This is a genomic window from Fibrivirga algicola, from assembly GCF_011742925.1.
Lineage (GTDB): Bacteria > Bacteroidota > Bacteroidia > Cytophagales > Spirosomataceae > Fibrella > Fibrella algicola.
The window spans coordinates 269,851-295,097 of sequence record NZ_WAEL01000008.1; the positions used below are offsets into that span (position 1 = coordinate 269,851).

The window sequence follows — 25,247 nt, forward strand, 5'->3', positions numbered from 1 at the left end:
TGTGTGCACCCTGTCGCTCAGCTACGCTTTTAACACGATCACCTATTCAATCGCTTATGGCTAACATCATCATTTTCGGGGTACTCGATACGGCAGAACTAGCCCATTTCTACCTCACCAACGACTCAGAGCATACCGTCGTCGCGTTCACCGTGGATCGGGAATACCTCAAGGAAGACTCGTTCAAAGGGTTACCCGTTGTGGCGTTTGAGGATGTGGAAACGCTTTTCCCGCCAGCACAGTATCAGTTTTTCGCCCCCATGACGGGACGAAACATGAACCGTAACCGCGAAAAAGTGTATCTGGCGGCCAAAGCCAAAGGCTACGAGTTCATCTCTTACATCAGTTCGAAAGCCACAACGTTCGGCAACCAGATTGGCGAGAACTGCTTTATCCTCGAAGACAACACCATCCAGCCATTTACTACCATCGGCAACAACGTGGTAATGTGGAGCGGTAACCATATTGGCCACCACGGCCGCATCGACGACCACGTCTTTTTTACATCACACGTAGTTATGTCGGGGCACTGTCACATTCAGTCGTATTGCTTCTTCGGCGTCAACAGCACCATTCGCGATTACCTCACCGTAGCCGAGGGCACGCTGCTGGGTATGGCGTCGGCGCTGTACAAAAACTCCGATCCCTGGGGCGTTTACATCGGTAATCCACCCAAGAAGCTCCCCCAGCCCAGCCACGAAACGTATTAAACAGTATGTGGTCTATTCGCTACCAGCCCCTGATCATTGACAGCAAAACTGCTAATGACCGGGACTGGTAGCGGGTGCCACGGAATGACTACCAATGACAATTCTTTTAATCGGTCACGATGCAAACCGGGCGGGCGCTCAGTTGGTCCTGCTTCAGCTAATGCAACAGCTCAAGGCTGAAGGCATTACGCTACACTTGCTGCTGGGCGGCGGCGGGCCATTGCTGACCGATTATGAACAGTTGGCAAGCGTCACCCTGTGGCCCGAATCGGCGAAACACGTAGTTGGTCCCACGGCCGATAAAGTGTTGAGCAAGCTTGGGCTCTGGCAGCAGCAAGCACATCAACAGAAGAAACGCCAGCACGAAGCTTTACGCGAAGCACTTGATCTTGACCATGTCGACCTGGTAGTGGTAAACACAGTAACCAGCGGCAAGTACTTCCGGCAACTTCCCCTACGCCCCAACGTACCTGTGCTGGCTTTTGTGCATGAGTTGGCCATGTCGGTAAACCTGTATGCCGATTCCGACGACCTTCGGTTTCTGTTGCAACGGGCCACTCGTATTCTAACTGTGTCGCAGGCCACAGCGCGGTATTACGAAACCACCTGGCAGGTAGCTCCCGAGCGCATTACCCTGTTTACGCATATCGACCTGCCCGCCATTCAGCAGGCGCTGGATGTTGCCGGTAGCCGGACCGGCTCCTTACCGGGTCTGGACGATTTACCCGCCAACGCCATCGTTGTGGGTAGCTGTGGCAACGCCGAATGGCGAAAAGGAACCGATTTATTCGTGTCGCTGGCCCGAATGCTGGTTAGTCTTGACCCACAGCCTGATCAGCCACCCATTTATTTCGTTTGGGTCGGTTTGCCTCCCGGCCAGTTACATGACGACCTGACGCTCGATGTGATCAAAGCCGGTATGACCAACCGGGTACGTTTCATCGCTCCTACACCCGACGTGCTGCGCTACATGGCCCGGTTCGATGTGTTCTTGCTTTGCTCGCGCGAAGATCCGTATCCGCTTGTGATGCTCGAAGCGGGATTGTCGGGCATACCCGTCGTCTGCTTCGAGGGAGCCGGAGGCGCGGCCGAACTGGTGGAAACCGATGGCGGTGCTGTGGTGCCCTACCTCGATCTGCTGGCGATGGCTCAGGCTATTCAGCGCTTAACGACAAACGTTGACTTGCGTCAACAGCAGGGACAAACACTACGGCAAAAAATTCAGCAGCGGCACAACCTGCAAAAAAGTACAACTGAGTTTATGGCGATCGTCGCCGCACTGACCCGATCATGACGCTGGCATTTACCATCTGCTCCGTGAATTACCTCGCCCAGGCCCGCACCCTCGGCGACTCACTGAAAGAAACAAATCCCGACTGGCAGTTTATGATCGGGCTCGTCGATGACCTGCAAACCGCTAACCTGCCCAGCCATCTTCTGCCCGACTATCCAATGATGGAAGTGGCTGCCCTAAATATCCCGGATTTTGCCGGTATGTGCGCCCGCTATGATATTACGGAGCTGAATACGGCGGTGAAACCCTTCTTCATCGATCACTTCTTTACGAGCGGACTTGGAACCGCCCGCCCCGACGCGGTTATTTATTTCGATCCCGACATTATCGTTTTTCAGCCCCTCGAACGGCTTGCCAATGCCCTGAAAGACAACAGTCTGGTGCTGACCCCGCATACCGTTGCCCCTACACCAGACTGGGAAACGCCCAACGAGCAGCATCACCTGAATACAGGCATTTTCAACCTGGGCTTTATTGGGCTGCGTAATGATGCCACCGCACAGCAGTTTGTGACCTGGTGGAAACAGCGGCTCACCTACGAGTGCCGGATCGACCTGTGCGAAGGGCTGTTCGTAGACCAGCAGTGGGTGAATTTCGCCCCGATTTACCACGACAATGTACTGATTGAAAAGCATAAAGGGTACAATGTAGCTTATTGGAACATCCACGAGCGCACCCTCAACGAGCAGGACGGTACCTGGCTGGTCGAAGACCCAATGGGCGGCGAAACCGTACCGCTTCAGTTCTTTCACTACAGCGGCTATGGCGTGCAGAAACCCCACGAAATATCGAAGTACCAGACCCGCTACACCTTCGACCAACGCCCCGATCTGGTGCCGCTTTTCCAGCTTTACCACAACCGGCTGCTGACCAACGGCAACGATGCCTACCGGGCCTACCCCTGCGTATACGTTAAACCTACGCCGGTACGCTACTACACCAGCATCCGCCGCCTGCTGAACGTACCCGTGCGAAAGCTGACCGAATGGATTGGCTAAGCAGGGCCACAGGCCGTACCTTTACCGCGTCAATACCGTAGCGACCCACGGCATCAGTGGCCACCACATCACCCCCGTTTATCTGTGAGCGTTTGTATAGTTATTCCAGTTTATAAAGCGACGCTAACTCCCTACGAAACAGTAGCCCTGACGCAGTGCATTCGGGTTTTGGGTCACTATCCGATCATCTTTGCCAAGCCAGACACGCTCGACCTTACCCCCATCTTACAAACGATACCGCACGCGGTAGAAACCCGGTCGTTTGGTGACGCTTACTTCACATCGGTGCAGAGTTACAACCGGCTCATGCTGTCGACCACGTTTTACGAAGCATTTACTGATTTCAACTACATGCTCATTCATCAGCTAGACGCCTTTGTCTTCCGTGATGACTTAGCCAGTTGGTGCCAGCGCGGGTACGACTACGTGGGAGCACCCTGGCTGCGCGACTGTGATTTTAAGAGTCCCTGGGACGAGCGCTGGTTTAACGCCAAAAAGCAAATTGCACTCTGGCTTAACCTCCGGAAAGCCGACGGGATCACCCCGCGCGAAATCACTACCCTCAACGGCGTGGGCAACGGCGGGCTGTCGCTTCGGCATGTGGCGCATTCGCTGGCTACGCTGCACCGCATGCGGTCGAAGTTGGCAACCTATGAAACGGTAGCCATGCACCAGTTCAACGAAGACGTGTTCTGGGGCGTGGAGGTAAACCGTTACTGGCCTCACCTCAACGTACCCGATTTCAGAACGGCCATGCAGTTTGCGGTCGAGTTTTTCCCCGAACGTGCTATTTCCGTTTACAACAACGGGAAGCTCCCCTTTGGCTGTCATGCCTGGGATATTCACGGCACAGACTATTGGCGTCCTATCTTTGCGCAGTATGGCTACACCATCTGACCAGCGACCTACCCTATCGGTAGCCCTTTGTACCTACAATGGGGCCGCGTACCTGCGCGAGCAGTGGAACAGCCTCCTGGCGCAGGACTGGCTACCCAATGAACTCATCGTCAGTGACGACGGCTCAACCGATGGCACCTTGGACCTGGTTCGTGAACTGGCCGGTACTGCACCGTTTCGCACAACGATTCTGGAAAATACTACTCCGCTTGGGTTCAACGGCAACTTCGAAAAAGCCATTGCAGCCTGCACCGGTGACCTCATTTTCCTCTGCGATCAGGACGACGCCTGGTTACCGCATAAAACAAGAGCCTTGGCAACGTACCTGAGCGACCACCCGGACCACGACGTTGTTTTTGGAAATGCCACCGTTGCCGACCCTCACTTGAAACCGACCGACCGACAGTTCTGGGACGTTGTCCGGTTTGGCCCAAACGACCAACAGGAATGGGCAGCGGGTGCGGCCATGCATGTGTTACTCAACGGAAACCGCGTGATGGGCTGCGCAATGGCTTTTCGTCAATCGTTCAGGGCGAGGGCGCTTCCCATCCCCGCCAACGTACCCGGCGGCTACGTTTACGATGGCTGGCTGGCCCTGGTAGCGGCCGCTACTAACCAAATCGGGTTTGTGGCCGAATCGCTGCAACTTTACCGTACGCATCCAGCCCAGCAAATTGGGGTACGTCCCCCCGAGGCTGGTCCGCCCGTCCGGCTCCGCGACCGCTTTAACCGCGAACGGGCGCTGAAACTGGCCCCTTTCCAACAGGAGAAGCAGTGCTGGCAAACCTTGTTGACAATGCTCATTGAGCGCACCGGCCCAACCGCCGCCGGCCTTACCCATCTGCGGCAGCGCCTGAATCATGTTGCCATGCGGGCTACGTTACCCAACAGCCGTTTGGCGCGTCTGTGGCCAGTGGGTCAGGGACTCGCGGCTGGCCACTATCACCGGTATGCCGATGCCGACGCCAATCGGCTGGCACCTTATATCGCCGCTGCCGGCGACCTTCTCGAATAATGATTTTAACTGTTTGCACCAGCGATCAATACGGACACGCCATGCTGCTGGTGGAGTCGCTAAAAAAGCAGCATCCTGATCAGCTCATACTGGTTGGCCAGATCGGTATGGCTACTCATACTGCTCCATCAGGGGTTACTGAACTGGCCATCTCCGACACCGGGCTGAGTTCCGCCCAACTTGCTGAGCTATCGGCCCGGTACACCGCAACAGAATTCAGAGCAGCTCTTAAACCAAGCCTGATCAAAGCCGCGTTTAAGCGATACCCCGACGAGCAAGTGCTGCTGTACATCGACCCCACGGCCTATGTGTATCAACCGCTTACATTAATTTTAAGTCAGCTAGAGCAGCATACTATCCTGCTAAATCCACACTGGCTGGCCGCACCGACCGATGACCGCTTGCCCGACGAAAAACACCTGCAAAATGTAGGTCTCTTCAGCAGTGGGTTTATTGGCTTCCGCCGCTGCCCGGAAACAGACCGGATGCTCGACTGGTGGGAAAGCCGTTGCCTCGACCACGCGGCGATCAATTTTTGCATAGGCAGTTGCCTCGATCAACTCTGGCTCATGCACGTACCTACGCTGTTCGACGGAGTAGGTATTTTGAAAAACCCCGGCGTGCAGGTGGCACTATGGAACCTGCCCCAGCGCACCCTTACAGAAACCCCCGATGGCTGGCAAGTAACCGGACAGGGCGGCCCAAACGTCGCCTCTCCGCTACTCACGGCCGATTTCCTAGGCCTTTCAAAACAAAACGAGGGCCTGTTCCAGCAGCAGAACCGATTACAGATCGTGCATCGTCCCGATGTAAAAAGGCTCCTGGCCAATTACGAACAAGCCCGCCTACCGCTCCATATTCCGACTCAATCCACCGTTTATGGGCAACAGCCCGAACCAGTTATCCTGCGGGGTTGGCGGCGTTCGGTGAAACGGAAGCTGATACAACTGAGCAAATGGATCGACAATGTGCCCATACGGCCCATTCACCGATGAACAGCCCATAGTCTGGCGGGCCACTCGTTAGAAATTCTGGGAAAAACCGAGTGTTTTTGGCTAATTTGCGGCCGATTTCCCAGAAAAATACAAACACGCATTAGTAACACATGAAAGTACTGTACGACCATCAGGCCTTCACCGGCATGACCTACGGGGGCGTTACCCGCTACTTTTATGAACTAATGCAAGCTTACGCCGACCAGAACGACATCGATTTCGAACTGTCCCTTCAGTTTTCGAACAACGAATACCTCGATAAGGCGTCGTTCAGTAATCACCGCCGTTATGGGTTGTCGCACTGGCGAAACGTAAGTCGCTTGGCCTCAGCGGTGAATCGGCTCTACAGCAATCAGCGGGTACGTACCGGCGATTATTCGGTATTTCACCCTACCTATTACCACAACTATTTCCTACGAAATCTGGGGAACAAACCGCTGGTCGTCACCTTCCACGACGCTACCAGTGAACGTTATGGCAAGCAATACCCCGACGTAGGCGAACACCTCTCGGCCGCGAAAAAGATTCAACTGGAGCGCGCAGATAAGATCATCGCCGTATCGGAGTTTTCGAAGCAGGAAATTCTTCGTTTCTTTCCTGTCGACGAGAAGAAGATCGAGGTCATTCATCTCGGCACGGCCTTTAGTCGGCAGCGATCACACGTACCTGTCGTGCCGGGATCGCATCCCTACCTGCTATATGTGGGTAAACGGGGCCTATACAAAAACTTCGACGCTTTCTTTCGCGCTATTCAGCCGGTGCTTCGTCAACACCCCGACCTGCACCTGATCTGTGCTGGCGGTGGTACGTTCACCAACACGGAGCGCGACACATTTCAGGCGTCTGGTTTTGGGCAGCGAGTTCATTACCGGTCCATCACCGACCTATCGCTGTACGAACTGTACCATCAGGCTACGGCCTTTGTGTTCCCGTCGCTCAACGAAGGTTTTGGCATCCCGGTACTCGAAGCCTTTAGTGCAGGTTGCCCGGTCATTCTGAGCAATCGAAGTTCGTTACCCGAAGTAGGTGCCGATGCCGCCATTTATTTCGATCCGGAACAGGATGAGTCTATGGCAGCAGCAGTTGAAAAAGTCATCACTGACAGTGCACTGCAACAGGAAATGCGGCGTAAAGGCGCAGAACGGCTTGCCGATTTCTCCTGGGAGAAGACCGCCGCCAAAACGCAGGCCCTGTACCGCCAGTTAAGTTAATCCACCCATCGTTCAAGACCGACCTACCTTACTCACGTGCCTACTTCATCGTTTCGCGATCGACACCGCCAATCGCTCCACGAATTTGTCACTGCCAGTCCACAACCGATTAGTCCGGGACGACTGCTGGTAGCAGGTACGTTGCCTAAGTTAACGGTCGTTACGCCGTCCTACAATCAGGCCGAGTACCTGGAACGAACCATATTGAGTGTGCTGAACCAGCAATACCCGAACCTGGAATTTTTCGTCATCGACGGCGGATCGACTGACGGCACGCGGGCTATTCTGGAAAAGTACGCCGATCAGATCACAGGGTGGGTCATGGAGAAAGACGCGGGTCAGACCAATGCCATTAACAAAGGATTTCGCCTGGCTACGGGCGATTATGTCGCCTACCAGAATTCCGACGATGTGTTTGCGCCCGACGCCCTTTGGCGGGTGGCCGAGGCCTGGCAGCGGGCACCGCAAACAGACGTTTTCTTTGGTGATATGTACATCATCGATGAGCAGGACGTTATTCAGGAAGAGCTACGGGTTCCGTCGTTTAGCGCGGGTTGCCAGGTGCATGAGGGTATGCAAGTGTTTAACCAATCGTTATTTATCCGGCGAACGCTGTTGGCCGAAACAGGCTGGCTCGACGAGTCACTACGGTTTGTAATGGACTACGAGATCGTGACGCGATTGGGTGTTCGCAGCGATGTTCAGTTCAAACACGTACCTGGCTTTTGGGGAGGCTTCCGTATTCAGCCCGATGCCAAGTCGTCGCAGATTGCCGCTACCGTTGGACTCACCGAGCACAAACAGATCAGTGAGCGGTACCAGCCGTTGCTGGCCAGTCAACTGAGCGGGGCAACGTGGCGACGTTACAGCCGGGTCCGCAAATTGCTCTGGTTTCTGGCCCGCGGCCAGTTTCGTTATATCTATCACCGATTAACTCTACGTCAACATAATGAGTAAGTTTCTGCACAAATGGGCCCTGATTCGGATGTGCTTGGGCCTCTACATTGTCTTGGATGGCTACCCACTGGGCTTCTTCTTCAAAGAGACCGTCGGTATCCCCATCGAATCGGCCATTTTCACGGCGGGTTTCATGCTGATTGGTCTGGTCATGATGTTGCCGACCACAGCCCTACGCACGTTGTATTCCCCCAACGTACCCCTCTTCAACGCACTCATGGCGTTTGTGATCATGTGCGTGATCTATTCCTTCTTGTTCAACGAAGTGGCCGTTGGCGAGCGAAGTCGTGACCTTGTCTATTACTTATTCGTTTTCCTGTTCGCGCTATTCCTGGTCAACACACCCAACGAAATCACAAAGTACGTCGTCGTTGTCGGGGTCATTTTTACGCTGGTATCCAACTTGGCGCTGGTGTACGCACTGATCACCGACCCCGATTGGACACTGGGGCAACGGGCGGCTATTCAGTTTGGCCCTCCGGGCGAAAAAATGGGTAACCCACACGTATTTTCCCGTAACGCACAGATCGGCATGCTCTGTTGCCTGATGTGGGGAAATCGCCCGAACCAATCGTTCTTTATCCGGTTCATTGGCATTTCGCTGGTTATTTTCAACATCATCATCCTGATGCTGACCTTCAGTAAATCAGCTATTTTATCAACTGTTATTGCCGCCTTTGTTTACATGATGGCGAATCTGCGGCATACATCGCCCCAGAAAATATTTAAAACGCTCACCAGCCCCTTATCGCTGATTGTGATATCGATGCCCTTCCTCGGCTTCATCGGGCTAATCATTGTCAGGCCAGAAATCTGGGATATTGTTACCTTGTACGGCGACATGATCTTCGGGCGCTTCAGCGAAAACATCCTTGCATTACTCGGAGCCGAAAACGAAAAAGGAGACCTGGCCGAATTTGACGGTTCATCTGTCAACCGGGTAATGAGTTGGACCTTCGTGACCTACGCCGTTATTGGTGACCCACTGGGTTTGCTGATGGGGTATGGCTACAAATACTTCTTCATGGACATCCCCATACTAGAGACCCTGATCAACCAGGGTATTTTTGGTTTCCTGCTCTACACCTATATTTTCTATCAGCTTGGCAAAGAATCGTTCCTGATCGCCTACAAGGGGGGGAAGACCGACATCGAAGTCCTGTGCGCCTACCTGTTCTTCCTATTCCTGGTCAGTTACTTCACCAGTGGTCGACCGTACGAGATGGCAACTCTGCACCCACTTTGCCTGTTCGTGCGCTTCCTGGGCGTATACTATACTCCCGACCTCACGCCCGGGTACGTTGAAGCTCCCCCAGTGCCGCTCGACCAGCCACTGCCACCAACCTTACAACCTGCCTAACCCAATCTATGCGGTTACTGGTTATTCATAATACCCTTTGGGCGCATTACAAGTCGCTACTGTTCAGAAAGCTAGCTGAACAGGTGACGCCTGTTGATGCCATGCTCGTTATTCAGATCGCCCTCACCGAAGGGCATCGGGAGGGGCTTGGCGTTCCCGACGCGTCGGCGGTGGGGTATCCGTTTACGCTGCTGCATAATGGGCCGCTGGAAGCCGTATCGTTACCCAGCCGAATTCGGGGCCTGCTCGCACATGGTCTGGCTTTTAAGCCCGATGTGGTGCTGCTGACGGGCTATTACGACCCCGCCCAACTGTTGCTGGGCATGGTACTCAAAGCCAAAGGCTGCCGGGTGGTACTGCAAAATGAATCGACCAGTCTGGATAACCCGCGAACCGGTTGGCGTGAACAGATCAAGCGGGCTTTTGTGAAGCAATGTCACGGCTATTTCTGCTTTGGCTCACGGGCCGCCGACTACTTGGTGCAACTTGGTGCCGATCCTTCGCGCATTCTGGTAGCCAACAACGCCGTTGTCGATAATGCCTTTCTGCAAGAAACGTACACTGCCAGCCTACCCAGTCGCGAACAGCAGCAGAGCGCCCTTGACCTGGCACCCAGGAACATAATATACGTTGGTCGGCTGATTGCCATCAAAAACCTGACCGCCCTGATCCAGGCGTTCGCTGAAGCTTGCCAGGCCAACCCGACCGCCAACTGGGGCCTGATTCTACTGGGCGAAGGCGACCAGAAATCCGCCCTTCAGCAGCAAGCCCATGCACTGGGTCTGAGCCATAAAATCCGGTTTCTGCCCGGTTGCAACTGGCAGGACGTACCCCGTTTTCTGGCGCTTGCCGATGTATTGGTTCTCCCCAGCCAATCAGAACCCTGGGGCCTGGTGGTCAATGAAGCTATGGCCTGTGGCCTGCCCGTGCTGGTGTCGGACCGGTGTGGCTGTGTCGACGACTTGGTGCAGGATGGACAGAACGGCTATCGGTTCGATCCTGACCAGCCCGGTCAACTGGCCGATCGTGTTGGGCGTCTACTGTGCGCTTCGGCCTCAGATCTTACTAGCATGGGGGCTGCTTCGACCCGGATCGTTGATCACTTTGACCCCAATACCGTCGGCAAAGCTATGTACAACGCTCTCGTTCAACTAACAACAAACAATTCTTAACTGCCTATCCCGGATACTTTGCCATGCGAATTCTGAATATCTGCGCGTATACCTGGGCCATTGGTGGCCCTGCCCGCATCATATACGACCATGCCGGGGTTGCCATTCAACGAGGCCATCAGGTTGATATTCTCAGTCCCATGTCGCCCGGCGACGATCTGTATCCGGCCCCCGAGGGTGTTCGGGTGATTCCAGTCTTGCGTACGCCACCGATCAGCCGCGTCTTTCGGGAGTATTCGGCCCCGCTGTATCAATACCTCAAAGCGCATATTCACGAATATGATATTGTGCATTGCCACGGTATCTGGCATTTTGGTAGCCTCGCGCCATTTTTGCTCGACAAATCGGTGAAGAAGGTCATCACCATTCACGGACTGCTCGATAAATGGGCCATTCGCCATAGCTACTGGAAAAAGAAGCTCCTGACCATCGTGTTGCAGAAGCGCCTGCTCAATCGGGCTGATCTTATTCAGATCAACAATACCGATGAAGAAGGCGACCTATACCGGTATTTGGGCCATAAGCATCCCAACGTGGTGATCATTCCGAACGGAATCCCAATGGCCGATTTCGAGACGTTACCCGCGCCGGGTACGTTCAGGCAGCAGCATGGTATTCCGGCCAGCCAGCCGCTAATTCTGTTTATGAGCCGCTTAAATATTAAAAAAGGCCTCGACCTGTTGCTCCCCGCGTTTAAGCAGTACGCTGAGCGCCACCCGGATGCCCTCTTGGTGCTGGCTGGCCCCGACGATGGCTATCAGGCCACAGCTGAGGCGTTTATCCGTGATAACAACCTGACCGGCCGCGTCAAGCTGGTGGGTATGCTTATGGATGACGATAAAAAAGCCGCCCTGGCCGACGCCAACGTTTTTGTGCTACCCTCTTATTCAGAAGGCTTTTCGATGGCCGTTCTGGAAGCCATGGCATCCGGTACACCAACCATCGTCTCGGATCGGGTTGGCTTTGGCGAAGTCATTCGCGAAACCGGCGCCGCCTGCCTCACTGAGCTTACGCCCGACAGCGTACTGGCCAGCCTGGAAAAAGTGATGCATGACGAGGCATACCGCGAGCAGATTCGCACTACCGGCCAGGCCCTGGTACGTCAGCGCTACGACATTCAGGTAGTGGCCGATCAGTTGTTGAGTGCTTATCAGTCGTTATTAATTCCGCGTTCGGCCAAAGCATCCGTATCCGCATAGTGAACCAAGCGTTACAAGCTGTCCGTTATCGTTCCGCTTCCTCCGCGTTGAATCAGCCAGTCGTTTATGTCGTCCATTAACCCGTCTACTCCCTTGCCCGAACCTATTATTGCAGCAGATATGCCTGCCCGGCAGCAGTTGCAAACGATTCAGGCTGTGCGGGGTGTGGCAGCGCTGGTCGTGGTAGCCTTTCACCTCACCCAGTTCGTTGATGGTACCTATACGGAGTCGTTGTGGTTCGACTTGTTTGAGCGTGGATTTGCCGGTGTCGATCTGTTTTTCGTCATCAGCGGCTTCGTCATCGTCTACACCAGTCAGTCGTACATCGGTCGGCCTGAAACGCTACGGACCTACCTGACCAAGCGGGCTATTCGGGTATATCCAATTTATTGGCTTACGATCCTGCTCATTACGGCACTTATGGGCGTCAGTCTGCTTCTGCGGCCAAACGGAGTAGGTAAAGTAATTACTGAGCGGTGGCCGGGTCTGGACACCTTTTTATTAACACCGCACCACCACAACCTCAACATTGTGAGTTGGAGCCTGAGTCACGAATTGTTTTTTTATCTCCTTTTCGCCTGCCTGATCATCTCGCGAAAGCTGTGGGTCATTCCTGCTTTCTTTCTGGCAGGAACGCTCTACGTTGCCTTTACCAAACAGGTTTATTTCGAAGACCAGCGTAATGTGTGGGAGTATTTCTGGTTCAACCCGCTCAATGCCGAATTTGCCCTGGGTGCTTTGGCTGGCTACGGCTTTTTGCACCACAGCATTGCGAAGTGGGAAGGCATTGGCGCAGCGCTGCTCGGACTGCTCTGGCTATATAGCTTCGGTGATACACCCAACGAGTTTTACGCTGAGCGTTTGCTCCATTATGGCGTGGCCAGTTTGCTGATTCTGATTGCTGTACTCGCCTATGAACACCATCGCCGGCCAACCGTACCGCAATGGATCATCAGCACCGGTGATGCTTCCTACCTGATCTATCTGATTCACACCCCCCTACTGATCCCGTTCACAAGGCTGTTAACCCGCCTGTTCCCGACATATTCGCCCATCGGGGTTCCGCTGGCGTGTGTCGGTCTGATTCTGGTGGTAACATACCTGAGTATCCTCACTCATCGGCTGATCGAAAAACCGCTCATGCGTTACCTCTCAGCCCGCCTGCTGCCCGCGAGAAAAGTAGTAGCTGCGCGCTGAACCCGACTGGCTGTATTACATAGTCAGGTAGAATAGGGAGGCAGTTAGCCCTATAAATGCCAGCAGGAGTGCTAATGGTCCCATCCAGGAAACGCCACCCTGGCTTCGCAACTGACTAACCACATCCCGATCGGGAAACGAGCTAGCAGAAGCACCTGACACCAGGGCAGCTACGCGCTGGCGGGCAAAGTTGATGTACAGGCGATTACCAATAAAACCGACAACGCTGGCGATAATCAGGTTGGAGATCAGGGCGTAGGCAAACGTTTTGCTTAGTTCAGGAATGAGCCAATCCTCCAGCGCACTCTCGGCCATGATGAGCACAAACGCTATGGCTGCGTTGGCATACATCTTTCGGTAGGCCATCCAGAACATACCCAAGAAGAAGGCGCCTTCGTTGAAGCGCACCTTACCCTCATCCAGGTCGTCGGCAACCCTCGTGTAGTACTCAGCTTGTGGACCGAAGAAATAGGGCAGGTAGTCGTTCATAGCTCATACCACAGATAGTAGGCAAAACCTACAATCCATATCCACTCAAAGATACACACCAGCTACAATCAGCAGCACAGTGCCTAGAATGCTACTGGCTTCAGGCGGAGACCAGCATCTTCAGGTAGGCCGAAAACAAGGTTCATATTCTGTACTGCATGCCCCGAAGCTCCTTTCGTAAGGTTATCGATTACGCTGGTGATCAGCAGTTGCCCATCATGCACTTCCAGGCTAAGCAAAGCTTTATTGGTGTTTACCACCTGCTTCAGGTCAACTGGCGTGTCGCTAACGTGGGTAAATACGTGCGCTTCGTAGTACGCGCGGTACAATTGGTGCGCATCAGACAACGTACCTGAGAAAGGCGTATACACATTGGCGATGATTCCCCGCGTGAAGTCGCCCCGGTACGGAATAAAGTTGATGGCTTCGCTGAAACCCGGCTGTAGGTACGTCAGGCTCTGCCGAATTTCGGCCAGGTGCTGGTGCGTAAAAGCCTTGTAAATAGACAGGTTATTATTCCGCCACGTGAAGCCGGTTGTGGGTACCAACGCCTGCCCTGCACCGGTGCTTCCCGTCACCGCACTGATGTGCACGGCGTCGAGCAACCGACCGGCACTGGCCAGCGGCAGGAGTGCCAGTTGGATAGCCGTAGCAAAGCAGCCGGGATTCGCGATGCGGTCAGCCTGCTGAATCCGTTCGCGCTGTAACTCGGGCAGCCCATACACAAACTCGTTGGTCTCGTCGCGGAAATCGGTACTCAGGTCAATGATCGTAACGTGCTCAGGTACGTCATTGTCCGTCAAAAACTTAGCCGACTGTCCATGCCCCGAACATAGAAAAAGTACGTCGAGCTCATCTTGCGCTACCAGCGGCTGGGTATCCCCACCGCTAAATACCAGCTCAGTGTCACCTAGTAGATCGGTATGTGTAGCCCAGACCGGTTTCCCCGCCTGGCTTTGGCTATGAACGAACGCAATAGAAACGAAAGGGTGGTTAATCAGGATGCGAAGCAGTTCGCCACCTGTGTAGCCTGCGCCACCGATTATACCTGCCTGAATTGTCATGGATGTGATAGGTTACGATACACGTCGATATGTTGACGCGTAAATTTTTCCCAGGAGAACAGCTTGGCCCGCCGAAGCGCGTTCACGCGCAGTTCGTTCTGAAGCTTCTCGGAATTAATTACATTAATAATAGCCTGACAAAGCGCATCGGCGTCGGTGGGGGCCACCGTAATGGCAGCATCGCCCACTACTTCCGGCAGCGATGACACGTTGGACGTAATTACGGGCAAACCGCACTGCATGGCTTCAAGCGGTGGCAGGCCAAACCCCTCATAAAGCGATGGAAACAGAAACGCCGTTGCTCCGCTGTACAACGCGGCCAGGTCTTCGTCTGGAACATACCCAGTGAACACCAGGCGTGACAGTAATTGTTCGCTGGCGCGTATCTCGGTGAGCCACTCGTCCATCTTCCAGCCTTTCGTACCTACCAGAACCAATTTCAGTTCGGTCGGAATGGCGTTCTCAGACACCAGTCGGGCGAAGCACTGAACCAGGTGCCGGATGTTTTTACGCGGCTCCAGCGTAGCAATGCTCAGCAAATAGGGTTCTTCGTGGAGGTTGTAGTTGACTTGGGTAGCATGCAGCCGGTCTGGATCAGTTACCGGGTAAAACAGCCGTCGCGACGCCGCCAGGTAAATAGGCGTGACGCGCTCGGGGTCAAATCCGGTATACTCGCAGAAATCGCTCTTTGTTGCTTCCGAAACAGTAATCACGTAGGCATCGCTCGATAGCGTACGGATCGCCTGTTGCACGGCCTGTTCGCCCGACAGAAACCATTCAGGATGATGAATGGGAATCAAATCATTGACCGTCAACACCTTCTGAATACGCCGATCTGCACCAATGTAATTGGGAATAGCAAAGAACGGCGAGTGGTAGATGGTACGCAGCGGATACCGGTCCAGGGTGATCTTCGACGAATCGAGGCCAAAAGTGCGCCGCCCTTTATAAAATATCTGGCGCAACACTTTCGAGGTCAGGCTTCGGGTATCCATACCCCGAAGCATATTTTTTTCCCATTCGGCCAGTTTTAATTCACCGCCCCGATTAGCAAAAGGAAGGTTGTAGCCAGGCAGTACGTCTTCAACCCAGCGGAGCGTTTCGCTCAGGTGAGTAGGAGCTGCCAGCGACAGAGACACATCGGGCGAATCAGCCAGCCCTCGTACCAGATGCTCGGCCACCCGATTCACGCCCGTGCGAGCCTGCGGGTGAAAATGGCCTATGCCTAGAAGACTGGCATCAAATACGATGTCCAAGGTGGTGGGAATATAGTAATCTAAGAAACTGACAATAGGCAATTAATGGCAGGCTTCATACCGCGTCCTTCAGTCGGCTATTTTTAAATCAAATGCTAACTAAAGGACACAGTATCAAACCCGCAACTGTTAATTTCCTGCCTTTACTTTTTCGTAAATCATTACCTGATTCGACGCTACTTTTGAGAAGCCGCGCACATCGTCGCCGGTCCAGGCATTATTCATTTCACCGTATGAGCCAAACGTCGATGACATCAGATCATACGTCGATTCAATTCCCAACACCGTGAACCGATACGGAGCCAGTTGCACATGCACCTGTCCGGTTACGTGTCCCTGCGTGTCGGCCAGGAAGGTCTCAATATTGCGCATAACGGGGTCCATGAACTGGCCCTCGTGCAGCATGGTACCGTAGAAATTGCCCAGTTGCTCTTTCCAGGTCAGCTGATTTTTGGTCAGCACGTGCTTCTCCAGCGTATGGTGCGCCTTGATAATGATCAGCGGAGCGGGGGCTTCAAATCCAACCCGACCTTTAATGCCGATGATGGTGTCACCCACGTGAATATCACGACCTACGCCATATGGTCCGGCCAGTTCGGTCAGGCGCTGAATGGCCCCGACGGGATTAGCAAACTTCTCGTCGCCGTACGCGTCACTCTTGATACCTTTCAGCTCACCATGCGTAAACGTCAGGGTAATCACCTCTTCCCCGGACTTGGTCACCGGTGTCGGCCAGGCCGACTCAGGCAAATACCCGTTGGATGTTAGTGTTTCTTTACCACCTACCGACGTACCCCACAGGCCTTTATTAATCGAATAAGCCGCTTTGTGCCACTCCTGATTAACGCCTTTGCTTTTCAAGTACTCGATTTCGGCTTCGCGCGATAGCCGCAGGTCACGGATCGGCGTAATGATTTCAGCTTCGGGAATGATGATCCGGAACGCCATATCGAAACGTACCTGATCGTTGCCTGCCCCGGTAGACCCGTGGGCAATGGCCGACGCCCCGATTTCGCGGGCATACTCGGCAGCGGCAATGGCCTGAAAAATACGCTCGGCCGATACGCAAAGTGGGTACGTGTTATTCTTCAGTACGTTGCCGTACACCAGAAACTTCAGGCACTCCTGGTAATAATCATCGGTTTTCGACACTACGGCGTGCGATACAACGCCCAGGGAATACGCCCGCGCTTCGATAGCAGCGAGTTCGTCGGACGAGAAGCCGCCCGTATCGACCAGCACCGAGTACACATCCATGCCCCGGTCTTCGGTCAGGTATTTTACACAGAAAGAGGTATCGAGACCTCCACTAAATGCTAATACGACTTTTTGTTTGTCAGCCATTTATCAATAAAATTAACGCTCCTCCCTGGCTTTTTCCGGGAAACCGGTCGATAACCAGGCAGGGCCGTTGGTACGAGTACGCTTAAACAGAAGTAGGTACGCCTGCCGATGAGTCTGCAAATATCGACGCTACAGGGCATACGGCCCAACCATACGCAAAAAAGCCGGGCTTTTCTGGCCACGGCTTCTGAGTTAACTTGGTGCAGGTACGTTGTCCGCATCCAGTCAGACATACCTGATCTTAGCTGGCAACGTACCTGAATAACCGATTAGGCCGGCTCCAGTTCACGCTCCACTTTCTTGGGAGCAGGCTTTGGATGGTCTTTAAAACGAAGCAGAACGCGCTCTTTCAGGCGCTGCCAGCGTTCGTACAATTTCGATTCTTTAATGAAATTCCAGGGAGCTTTCTTACTCCCCTTTTTCTGCTCGTCCGGATCGTACAGCATACCCGTACACAGGCAGTGCTTCCGATCGGTGCGCGTCAGAATATCATAGTTAACGCAAGTCTGACATCCTTTCCAGAAGGCAGCGTCACCGGGCAACTGGCTCAAGGTCACAGGCTGATACCCCAGGTCGCTGTTGATTTTCATCACGGCGAGGCTGGTAGTAAGCCCGATAATCTTGGCGTCGGGGTAGCGGGTACGCGACAACTCAAACGCTTTCTGTTTGATATGTGTCGCTACACCACTTTTGCGGTGGTCGGGGTGAACAATCAGGCCTGAGTTGGCGACAAATTTGCCATGTTCCCAGGTTTCGATATAGCAGAAGCCCACCCATTCGCCGCCCAGTGTTTGGGCAATAATTGCTTTCCCTTCCAGCATTTTCTGCATCAGGTAAAGCGGCGAGCGTTTGGCGATACCGGTTCCCCGGGCTTTCGCGCTATTTTCCATCTCTTTGCAGATGGTGTCAGCCAAATTAAGGTGAGCGTCGCTGGCTACCTGAATAATGTACTGGTCGTTGATTACTTCTTGCGTGATCATCGTCATTTATTGAACGCCCGACCTCAACGATCGGCGGCGGCCTCAAACGGAGACGTTTTTATCCGGATGGATGTGAAAAGTGTAATTGAGAAAAAAGGGGGTGCGAGAGTGGCCTGCTACGTAGGCAGGACATAGTTATAGGGTCCTCACGGACCTGAACCGATAGGGCGTCGTATGGCAAGTGGCCTGTATGTAAACGAGCTGGTTCATGTCTTGTTAAATCAAGGGCAATATTCGACAAATTACCCCATCTGTGCAATCCATAACAGAATTTTAATGGAATGGTTCGGCAGCCTATCGGTCTTGTCTACTGTATAGACAGCCGTCGGGAAAAAAGGTTTAAAATAAGAGTCGAAATATGCTGCCTTTACCCACCTCGGTGCTAACGGTGAGCTGCCCGCCCATTTGCTGCATCATTTGCCGCGACAGGCTTAATCCAATGCCTGAACCCGTTTTTTTAGTCGTAAAGAAGGGAATAAAAATCTGGTCCAGGGCCTCAGGTTCGATGCCGGGGCCATTATCAGCTACTTCAATTACCGATCGGGTACCGTCGAGCAACGCCTCGAAGCGGATTGATGGATTGACGGTTTTTTCTAACGCTTCGCCCGCATTTTTGAGCAGGTTCAACAGAATCATTTCTACCTGCGCCTCGTCAGCCAGTACTGTTAGTGGCGCATCAGGCTGCACGACCGTAATTGCAATACGTCGACCCTCGAATTCAGAGCGAACCAGACCCGCCACCCGCTGCATCAATGTCTGTACCGAGATTGAGCTCACGCGCGGTGCCGGAATGGTGGTAAAATTCCGGTAGGCATCAACAAAGCGCATAATTCCCTCACCACGCTGCGCAATGGTGTTGAGCGCGTCTCCCAGGTCAGTTACAGCTTCGTGTACAATGGCCGCGTTGGGCAACGTAGGCGGGGCGCTGCCGGGTGTAGTATCCAGCGGAGGAAGGTTGGCTACGATATCATGCTCCAGGATGGCCTGCATGGTGCCGGTTAGCGAGACTAGCGGCGTCACCGAATTCATAATCTCGTGGCGGAGCACCTTCGTCAGGTTCTGCCAGGCGTCCACTTCTTTCTGCTGCAATTCAGACCGGATATTCTGCAACGAAACCAGCGTAACCAGTCGTCCCCGCAGGCGCACGTCGGTAGTGCGAATGGCCAGGTCATTGCCACTAGCGGTAGTGTAGGCAAAGGCCGCCTGCCGATCGGGACCAGTGAGGCGGGCAGGCAGGTCAGGATATTGGTCGGCAAGGTCGGTCAGCAGTCGGAGGCGATACGTATCCAGCAACCGTAGGGCGGCCTGATTCACCAGTTCAACCTGCCCGGCGGCGTCAAAGGCGAGCAGCCCCACGCTGACGTGCTGCACAATGGTGTTGAGGTATTGCAGGTTGGCTTCCTTCTCTGCACGCGCCTGCCTGAATGCTTCCAGCACTTCGTTGAACTGCTGATTAAGCTGGGCAAAAGAGGGGCCTAGTTTACTGTCGGCGTTGAAGCTGATGGCAAAATCGGAGTAGCGCACCGATTCCAGAAAATACGTCAGCTTCCGGTTGACGCCCGTCACGTACTGATACAGGTTCACGGCTACCATCAATAGTAGCAGGCTCGTAACGATCAGCAACGGCATAAAGCGGCTGGCGGGCCCGATGTACACCATCGTTCCAGCCAGCAAACCAAGCAGCGCCATCCGCCATCCTATACCCCACGCAAAACGATTCATTTTTTATATAGTCTGGCTAGTCGTTGTGAACGAGTCCTGAGTCTGAATAGTCTTTTTTGCGATACTTTCCAGACTCAGGACTCGTTCACAACGACTAGCCAGGCTTAACTACAATCCGTACTTCTCCATGCGCCGATAAAGTGCCTGTCGGGAAAGGCCCAATTCGCGTGCCACATCGGTAATGTTGCCGCCGTGTTTCTGCATGGCCTGCTGAATCATCCGCCGCTCCATATCCTCGATCTGAAGCGTATCGTTGCCGGGTAATGCACCCCCGCTTTGCATCGCCGACGGCGACGAGCCGAAGAAGAAATCGTCTGGGGTAAGGGTAGTGCCCCGCGCCAGAATAACGGCCCGCTCAATGGCGTGCTGGAGTTCGCGCACGTTACCCGGCCAGGTATATTGCTTCAGGTGCCTGATCAGGTCCGGACTGATTTGCCCCACTGGCCGGTTGTACTGCTTCCGGTAGATGCGCAGAAAATGTTCAGCCAGTGGCCCAATATCATCTGGCCGTTGGCGCAGCGGCGGAATATGCAGTTCAATAGTGTTGATTCGGTACAGCAAATCCTGCCGGAACGACCGGTCGATTACCCGGGCAGTCAGGTCGGCGTTGGTAGCACAGATCAGCCGGACATCCACGTTCCGAGGTTTGTTGCTCCCCACCCGCGTCACCTGCCGTTGCTGCAATACGGTTAGCAGCCGCGCCTGTTGTGCCAGCCCCACGTTGCCAATTTCGTCGAGGAAAATGGTGCCACCCTGTGCCTCTTCAAAGCGCCCGGCGCGGTCGTCGCGGGCATCGGTGAAGGCACCACGCACATGACCAAACAGCTCGCTTTCAAACAAACTGTCGGGCAGCGCACCCAGATCGGCACACACGAACGGTTTATCGCGGCGATTTGAGAGACGGTGAACCTCGCGGGCCAGCACATCTTTACCCGTTCCGTTTTCGCCCAGAATTAAAATGTTGGCGTCGGTGGGGGCCACACGTTCAATTGTTTCGGCGATCTGCCGCATAGCCGCACTCTGAGCAATAAAGGTGCTGCCCGACGTAGTCTTTTTGGCCACAGCGACACCATCGGCGGCGTCCTGTTTACCAGCAATGGCCGTTTTAATAACGTCGACCAGTTTTTCATTTTCCCAGGGTTTCAGCACAAAGTCAACGGCCCCGGCCTTGATTGCCCGTACCGCCATTTCTACGTCGCCATAGGCAGTAAACAATACCACGCGGGCAGTCGGATCGGCGTCCAGAATGCGATCGAGCCAGTCGAAGCCTTCTTTGCCGGAGCTAACGTCGCGGGTAAAGTTCATATCGAGCAATACAGCATCGTAGCGGGTGTTGCCCAGCAGAAACGGCAGTTTATCGGGATTTTTCTCGATGTCGACCTGACTGACGTGACGTTTCAGCAGCAGCTTGGCCGCCAGCAGCACATCGGGGTCATCATCAACGATCAGGAGTTTAGCGGTTTGCATGGGGTAAAATTAGTCTGGAAAGTCGATGAGCGTTACTAGTCCTGAGTTTCGATCGGCTTTTTATATACGATTAACGACTTTCCATCCGTAGCTCTTTTAACGCTCATCGACTTTCCAGACTAATTTTGCGGCATGCTTACCCCCGCCCCGCTTTCCAATCGGTTATTCTACACCCTGCTTACGGCTGTAGTAGCGATCAATTTCACTGCGCTTTGCCTGCCCATCATGGAGCCTGACAACGGATTATACGCCACCGTAGCCAAGCGTATGTTTCTCACCGGCGATTACATTAACCTGTATTCCTGCGAAGTGGAATGGCTCGACAAGCCCCGGTTGCCTTTCCTGATGAACGTACTGTTCATGAAGTTGCTGGGCGTGACTACGGCGGCCTACAAACTGCCCGCCCTGCTTTGCTTCTGCGGTAGTCTGTTCTACACCTATCGCTTTGCCCGGCTCAACTACCCTACCCTGGTAGCCCAGATTGCCACCCTAATCTTCGGAACGGCTTATCACGTCATTCTGTCGAACACCGATGTACGGGCCGAGCCGTTCTTGACCTTGTTTCTCATTGGGCCTGCTTATCACTTTATGCGGGTGGTGCAGGGCGGCAGGTGGTATCATCTGGTGCTTGGCTCGTTGCTGACTGCCTGTGCCATGATGACCAAGGGGCCCGTGGTACCCATCGCCAGCGTTGGAGCCGGTCTGGTCGCCCACTGTGCCTTTACCAACCAATGGGCACAACTGTGGCACCCGCGCTGGCTGCTGGCGGGCTTGCTCACCGCCCTGTTTGTATCGCCCGAGCTTTACGCCCTGTACCAGCAGTTTGATGCCCACCCCGAGAAGATCGTGTATGGGCAGCCGGGTACGTCGGGGTTGCGCTTCTTTTTCTGGGATAGCCAGATGGGGCGTTTCCTGAACAATGGCCCTTTGCGGGGCAGCGGTGATCCGCTCTTTTTTACTCATACCCTGCTTTGGGCTTTGCTACCGTGGGCTTTTCTGGTATATGCCGCCGCCGGACGGGCCATTATCGGTCTCTTTCGTCGCAGGCAGGGGGACGCGCCTCAGCCCCTGCCCGAATACCTGTCGCTGGGAGCGGGGCTCTCGCTGTTCATCCTGTTCTCAGCCTCCCGGTTTCAGTTACCGCACTACCTCAATATTGTTTTCCCATTTTATGCTGTGCTGGCCGCGCACTACCTGAGTCAATTATCGACCGCCGGTATACGTCGCTGGACTATTGCCCAGACCGTGATCGGGATTATTGTTGGGGTCGGCGTTACAGGCGTACTTCTCTTATACCAGCCAGAACGGCTGGTCTCCGGCTTAGTTTGGATCATTATAATCACCCTGCTGACAAGCGTTGTTTTCTGGCGCTACAGCCCGCGCTTTGGTAGCCCGCTCGCCACGCTGACAGGTCGTATGGTTGGGCTGATGGTCATTGTGGGCGGGCTCATCAACCTGTTCCTATACCCGTCGATCATGCAGTATCAGGCTGGTATGGTAGCCGCCGACTATACCAACGCCCGGCCCGAACTGCACCGAACGACCTGGTTCTACGGGGGCTCTACCTACGGTGAAAGCTCCTGGTCGTACGAATACTACACCAAGCACCCCACGCACTACGTGTACGCCGACTCGACCCTGCGGCGCGCAGCGGCAACTGGCCCCGTTCAGGTACTGACTACCCCCAGCTATGCCGATTCGCTAACGGCAAATGGTTTTCAGGTACGTCGACTAGCTACATTCCCGTATTACCACGTTAGCCAGCTGACAGGTACGTTCCTGAACCCCGCTACCCGACCGAGTACGTTGAAGGCCTACATTCTGGCCGAAGTTCAGTAACCGGCTTGTATGCTATATTTAGGGGTTAAAATCAACAAACACATCTTTATCGGTAGCCAGACTGTCTGCCTTTTCCCTGCTGCATGAACGTTACAACGCCTGCCCCTCCGCCCCAAACCGGCCATTCAACAGGCCTCTATGTCCTCTTTTTCACCGAAATGTGGGAGCGCTTCAGTTATTATGGTATGCGAGCCATCCTGCTGCTGTTTCTAATAGACAACGTTCGGGGTGGTATGGGCCTCAGTGAAATTGAAGGAGCCGCTATCTATGGTCTATATACGTCATCCGTTTATTTGCTCTCGCTGCCTGGTGGCTGGATAGCCGACAATATCCTGGGCCAGCGAAAATCGATCTGGTACGGCGGTATCATCATCATGATCGGGCACATCATTCTGGCTTTTCCGTCCAGCACCGCTGTGTTTTATCTGGGTCTGGCTGTAGTGGCTATGGGCACAGGGCTGCTTAAGCCAAACATCAGCTCGATCGTGGGCGAATTGTACCCGGAAGGCGGTGCACGGCGCGATGCGGCATTCTCTATCTTCTACATGGGCATCAATCTGGGCTCGCTGCTGGGTATCACCACGGTGGGCTATCTGGGTCAGAAAGTAGGTTGGCATTACGGTTTTGGCGCGGCAGCCGTAGGGATGGGACTGGGACTGATCACCTTCCGCACGCTGGGGCACAAGCACTTAGGTCACCTCGGCAACGTACCTGTCCGTACAGAACCTGCGGAACGCAAATCGGGCGGTAACCGGCCGCTGATCGCTTTTCTGATCGTGCTGGTTTGCCTGCTGGGTACGTTACAATTCAGTGGTGCCCTCGACCTAACCACCGCTATTGGCCTCGCCAAAGCCATGGGGACCATTATTTCGCTGATCGCCGTTAGCTACTTCCTGTTTATCCTGATCGCGGGTGGCCTGACAACCGAAGAGAAAAAGCGCGTAGCCGTTCTGTTCGTCTTTTTCATTGCCGCTGCTCTGTATTGGGCTGGTAATGAGCAACAAGGCTCGTCGCTGCAGATCTTTGCCGAACGCTATACTGACCTTAACTTCTTTGGTTGGGAATTACCGTCAAGCTGGTTCCAGAACTTCAATCCCGCATTTATTCTGAGTTTCTCGCCTTTACTGGCGATGTTATGGGTGTACCTGGCCAATCGCAAGATCGATTACCCGGCCCCGGCAAAGCTAGCCACCGGTCTGATCCTGTTAGGCTTAGCCTATTTCATCATGGTAGTAGCCGCCAAGATTGCGCTGACTGGCGAACGCACCTCGCCCCTATACCTCACGTTTACATACCTGTTCTTTACGCTGGGCGAGCTATTCCTTAGCCCGGTTGGTCTGAGTGCCTTCTCAAAATTGGCTCCCAAGCGCTATACCAGCCAATTGATGGGTATCTGGTTTGTGGGTACGTCGCTGGGTAACCTAATCGCCGGGTTGTTTGCCGGTGGCTTCGACGAAGAGAACGTATCGCAGATGCCCGCTCTGTTTCAGAGTGTAGCCTACTTTGGTGTAGGCGCTGGCGTGATCATGCTCCTGTTTACCAAGCCATTGAAACGCTGGATGGGCGGCATTTCATAGCTGGCCGCTCCCGTTAAACGCCTAAAACCCGCCAGTATAAAGCTGGCGGGTTTTACTAACAAGACCCAGAGTCGGGGTTATGCTTCAGGAAAATGGCGACCGATTTCCTTAATCTGCAATAGAATAGGCAGTACAGCCAGTCCGCGCTCCGATAGCTTATATTCTACCCGTGGAGGCACCTCGTTGTATGACTTTTTCTCCAAAACGCCCAATTGTACAAGCGTTTTCAACTCCTGAATAAGCACCTTTTCGCTTACGTCGGGAAGTAGCCGTCGTATTTCGCTGTAGCGGCGAACTTTCTGGCCCAGATTGAGCAGAATAAACAACCGCCATTTACCACAAACAACCTCCAATGCTTTCTTCACAACTAGCCGTTCTTCTTCGGCCATCAAATCCGGTTGAATTCTTTCGTTCATTTTTGGTTGAGCGGTTGCTAGATTAGTCTCTAGCATGTACCTGTTAGTAGTAATTAGATAATAATGTACGGGTGAAGGTTTTCGCGAA

22 protein-coding genes are annotated in these 25,247 nt (G+C 54.0%); 14 read left to right on the forward strand and 8 right to left on the reverse strand.

Annotation, left to right across the window (positions count from 1 at the left end; all coding sequences use genetic code 11):
• Positions 1 to 56 precede the first annotated feature (56 nt).
• The 12 genes from F7231_RS21185 to F7231_RS21240 all read left to right on the forward strand — a co-directional run bounded on the left by F7231_RS21185 (position 57) and on the right by F7231_RS21240 (position 13,005).
• The gene (locus tag F7231_RS21185; RefSeq protein WP_085412824.1) at positions 57 to 710 is read left to right on the forward strand and encodes an acetyltransferase; all 654 of its coding nucleotides are present in this window, start codon (positions 57 to 59) and stop codon (positions 708 to 710) included.
• 94 nt (positions 711 to 804) lie between these two features.
• Positions 805 to 2,004, forward strand: a complete 1,200-nt coding sequence (locus tag F7231_RS21190) for a glycosyltransferase family 4 protein (RefSeq protein WP_085412823.1) — start codon at positions 805 to 807, stop codon at positions 2,002 to 2,004.
• Entirely contained in the window at positions 2,001 to 3,002 is a 1,002-nt protein-coding gene (locus F7231_RS21195; RefSeq protein ID WP_166693440.1) for a glycosyl transferase, read from the forward strand. Before F7231_RS21190 ends, F7231_RS21195 begins: the two co-directional genes overlap by 4 nt.
• A gap of 84 nt (positions 3,003 to 3,086) precedes the next feature.
• A complete protein-coding gene (locus F7231_RS21200) occupies positions 3,087 to 3,899 on the forward strand; it encodes a DUF5672 family protein (RefSeq protein WP_166693441.1) in 813 nt (270 codons plus the stop codon).
• Positions 3,883 to 4,914 (forward strand): glycosyltransferase family 2 protein, encoded by a 1,032-nt coding sequence (locus tag F7231_RS21205; protein ID WP_166693442.1) that lies wholly within the window; start codon positions 3,883 to 3,885, stop codon positions 4,912 to 4,914. Before F7231_RS21200 ends, F7231_RS21205 begins: the two co-directional genes overlap by 17 nt.
• Positions 4,914 to 5,909 (forward strand): hypothetical protein, encoded by a 996-nt coding sequence (locus F7231_RS21210; RefSeq protein WP_166693443.1) that lies wholly within the window; start codon positions 4,914 to 4,916, stop codon positions 5,907 to 5,909. The genes F7231_RS21205 and F7231_RS21210 overlap by 1 nt, the downstream gene beginning before the upstream one ends.
• A gap of 110 nt (positions 5,910 to 6,019) precedes the next feature.
• Entirely contained in the window at positions 6,020 to 7,120 is a 1,101-nt protein-coding gene (locus tag F7231_RS21215) for a glycosyltransferase family 4 protein (RefSeq protein WP_166693444.1), read from the forward strand.
• Positions 7,121 to 7,156: 36 nt separating this feature from the next.
• Positions 7,157 to 8,077, forward strand: coding sequence for a glycosyltransferase family 2 protein (locus tag F7231_RS21220; protein WP_310589365.1), 921 nt, complete (start codon positions 7,157 to 7,159; stop codon positions 8,075 to 8,077).
• Complete coding sequence (locus F7231_RS21225; protein WP_085412816.1) at positions 8,070 to 9,437, forward strand: O-antigen ligase family protein; 1,368 nt, start codon at positions 8,070 to 8,072, stop codon at positions 9,435 to 9,437. The genes F7231_RS21220 and F7231_RS21225 overlap by 8 nt, the downstream gene beginning before the upstream one ends.
• Positions 9,438 to 9,445: 8 nt before the next feature.
• The gene (locus F7231_RS21230) at positions 9,446 to 10,609 is read left to right on the forward strand and encodes a glycosyltransferase family 4 protein (protein ID WP_166693445.1); all 1,164 of its coding nucleotides are present in this window, start codon (positions 9,446 to 9,448) and stop codon (positions 10,607 to 10,609) included.
• Positions 10,610 to 10,632: 23 nt separating this feature from the next.
• Positions 10,633 to 11,808: a glycosyltransferase gene (locus F7231_RS21235; protein WP_166693446.1), complete on the forward strand. Its 1,176-nt coding sequence runs from the start codon at positions 10,633 to 10,635 to the stop codon at positions 11,806 to 11,808.
• A 66-nt stretch (positions 11,809 to 11,874) separates the two neighbouring features.
• Positions 11,875 to 13,005, forward strand: coding sequence for an acyltransferase family protein (locus tag F7231_RS21240; protein ID WP_166693447.1), 1,131 nt, complete (start codon positions 11,875 to 11,877; stop codon positions 13,003 to 13,005).
• A 15-nt stretch (positions 13,006 to 13,020) separates the two neighbouring features.
• Here F7231_RS21240 and F7231_RS21245 read toward each other — a convergent pair whose 3' ends face one another.
• From F7231_RS21245 to F7231_RS21275, 7 genes are all read right to left on the reverse strand, one after another.
• Positions 13,021 to 13,494, reverse strand: coding sequence for a DUF2628 domain-containing protein (locus F7231_RS21245; protein WP_085412812.1), 474 nt, complete (start codon positions 13,492 to 13,494; stop codon positions 13,021 to 13,023).
• A gap of 83 nt (positions 13,495 to 13,577) precedes the next feature.
• Positions 13,578 to 14,558, reverse strand: coding sequence for an N-acetyl-gamma-glutamyl-phosphate reductase (gene argC / locus F7231_RS21250; protein WP_166693448.1), 981 nt, complete (start codon positions 14,556 to 14,558; stop codon positions 13,578 to 13,580).
• Positions 14,555 to 15,814: a glycosyltransferase family 4 protein gene (locus F7231_RS21255; protein WP_166693449.1), complete on the reverse strand. Its 1,260-nt coding sequence runs from the start codon at positions 15,812 to 15,814 to the stop codon at positions 14,555 to 14,557. Before F7231_RS21255 ends, argC begins: the two co-directional genes overlap by 4 nt.
• 129 nt (positions 15,815 to 15,943) lie before the next feature.
• Positions 15,944 to 17,158: an argininosuccinate synthase gene (locus F7231_RS21260; RefSeq protein WP_166693450.1), complete on the reverse strand. Its 1,215-nt coding sequence runs from the start codon at positions 17,156 to 17,158 to the stop codon at positions 15,944 to 15,946.
• 269 nt (positions 17,159 to 17,427) lie between these two features.
• On the reverse strand, positions 17,428 to 18,138 hold the full coding sequence (locus F7231_RS21265; RefSeq protein WP_085415135.1) for a GNAT family N-acetyltransferase: 711 nt from the start codon (positions 18,136 to 18,138) through the stop codon (positions 17,428 to 17,430).
• A 339-nt stretch (positions 18,139 to 18,477) separates the two neighbouring features.
• Positions 18,478 to 19,860, reverse strand: a complete 1,383-nt coding sequence (locus F7231_RS21270) for a sensor histidine kinase (RefSeq protein ID WP_157510624.1) — start codon at positions 19,858 to 19,860, stop codon at positions 18,478 to 18,480.
• A gap of 108 nt (positions 19,861 to 19,968) precedes the next feature.
• On the reverse strand, positions 19,969 to 21,327 hold the full coding sequence (locus F7231_RS21275) for a sigma-54-dependent transcriptional regulator (RefSeq protein ID WP_166693451.1): 1,359 nt from the start codon (positions 21,325 to 21,327) through the stop codon (positions 19,969 to 19,971).
• A gap of 132 nt (positions 21,328 to 21,459) precedes the next feature.
• Here F7231_RS21275 and F7231_RS21280 point away from each other — a divergent pair, with 132 nt between their 5' ends.
• Both F7231_RS21280 and F7231_RS21285 read left to right on the forward strand, forming a co-directional pair.
• Entirely contained in the window at positions 21,460 to 23,166 is a 1,707-nt protein-coding gene (locus tag F7231_RS21280; protein ID WP_166693452.1) for an ArnT family glycosyltransferase, read from the forward strand.
• 83 nt (positions 23,167 to 23,249) lie between these two features.
• Complete coding sequence (locus F7231_RS21285) at positions 23,250 to 24,743, forward strand: peptide MFS transporter (RefSeq protein ID WP_085412805.1); 1,494 nt, start codon at positions 23,250 to 23,252, stop codon at positions 24,741 to 24,743.
• Between the two features lie 77 nt (positions 24,744 to 24,820).
• Here F7231_RS21285 and F7231_RS21290 read toward each other — a convergent pair whose 3' ends face one another.
• Positions 24,821 to 25,159, reverse strand: coding sequence for a winged helix-turn-helix transcriptional regulator (locus F7231_RS21290; protein ID WP_085412804.1), 339 nt, complete (start codon positions 25,157 to 25,159; stop codon positions 24,821 to 24,823).
• Positions 25,160 to 25,247 lie beyond the last annotated feature (88 nt).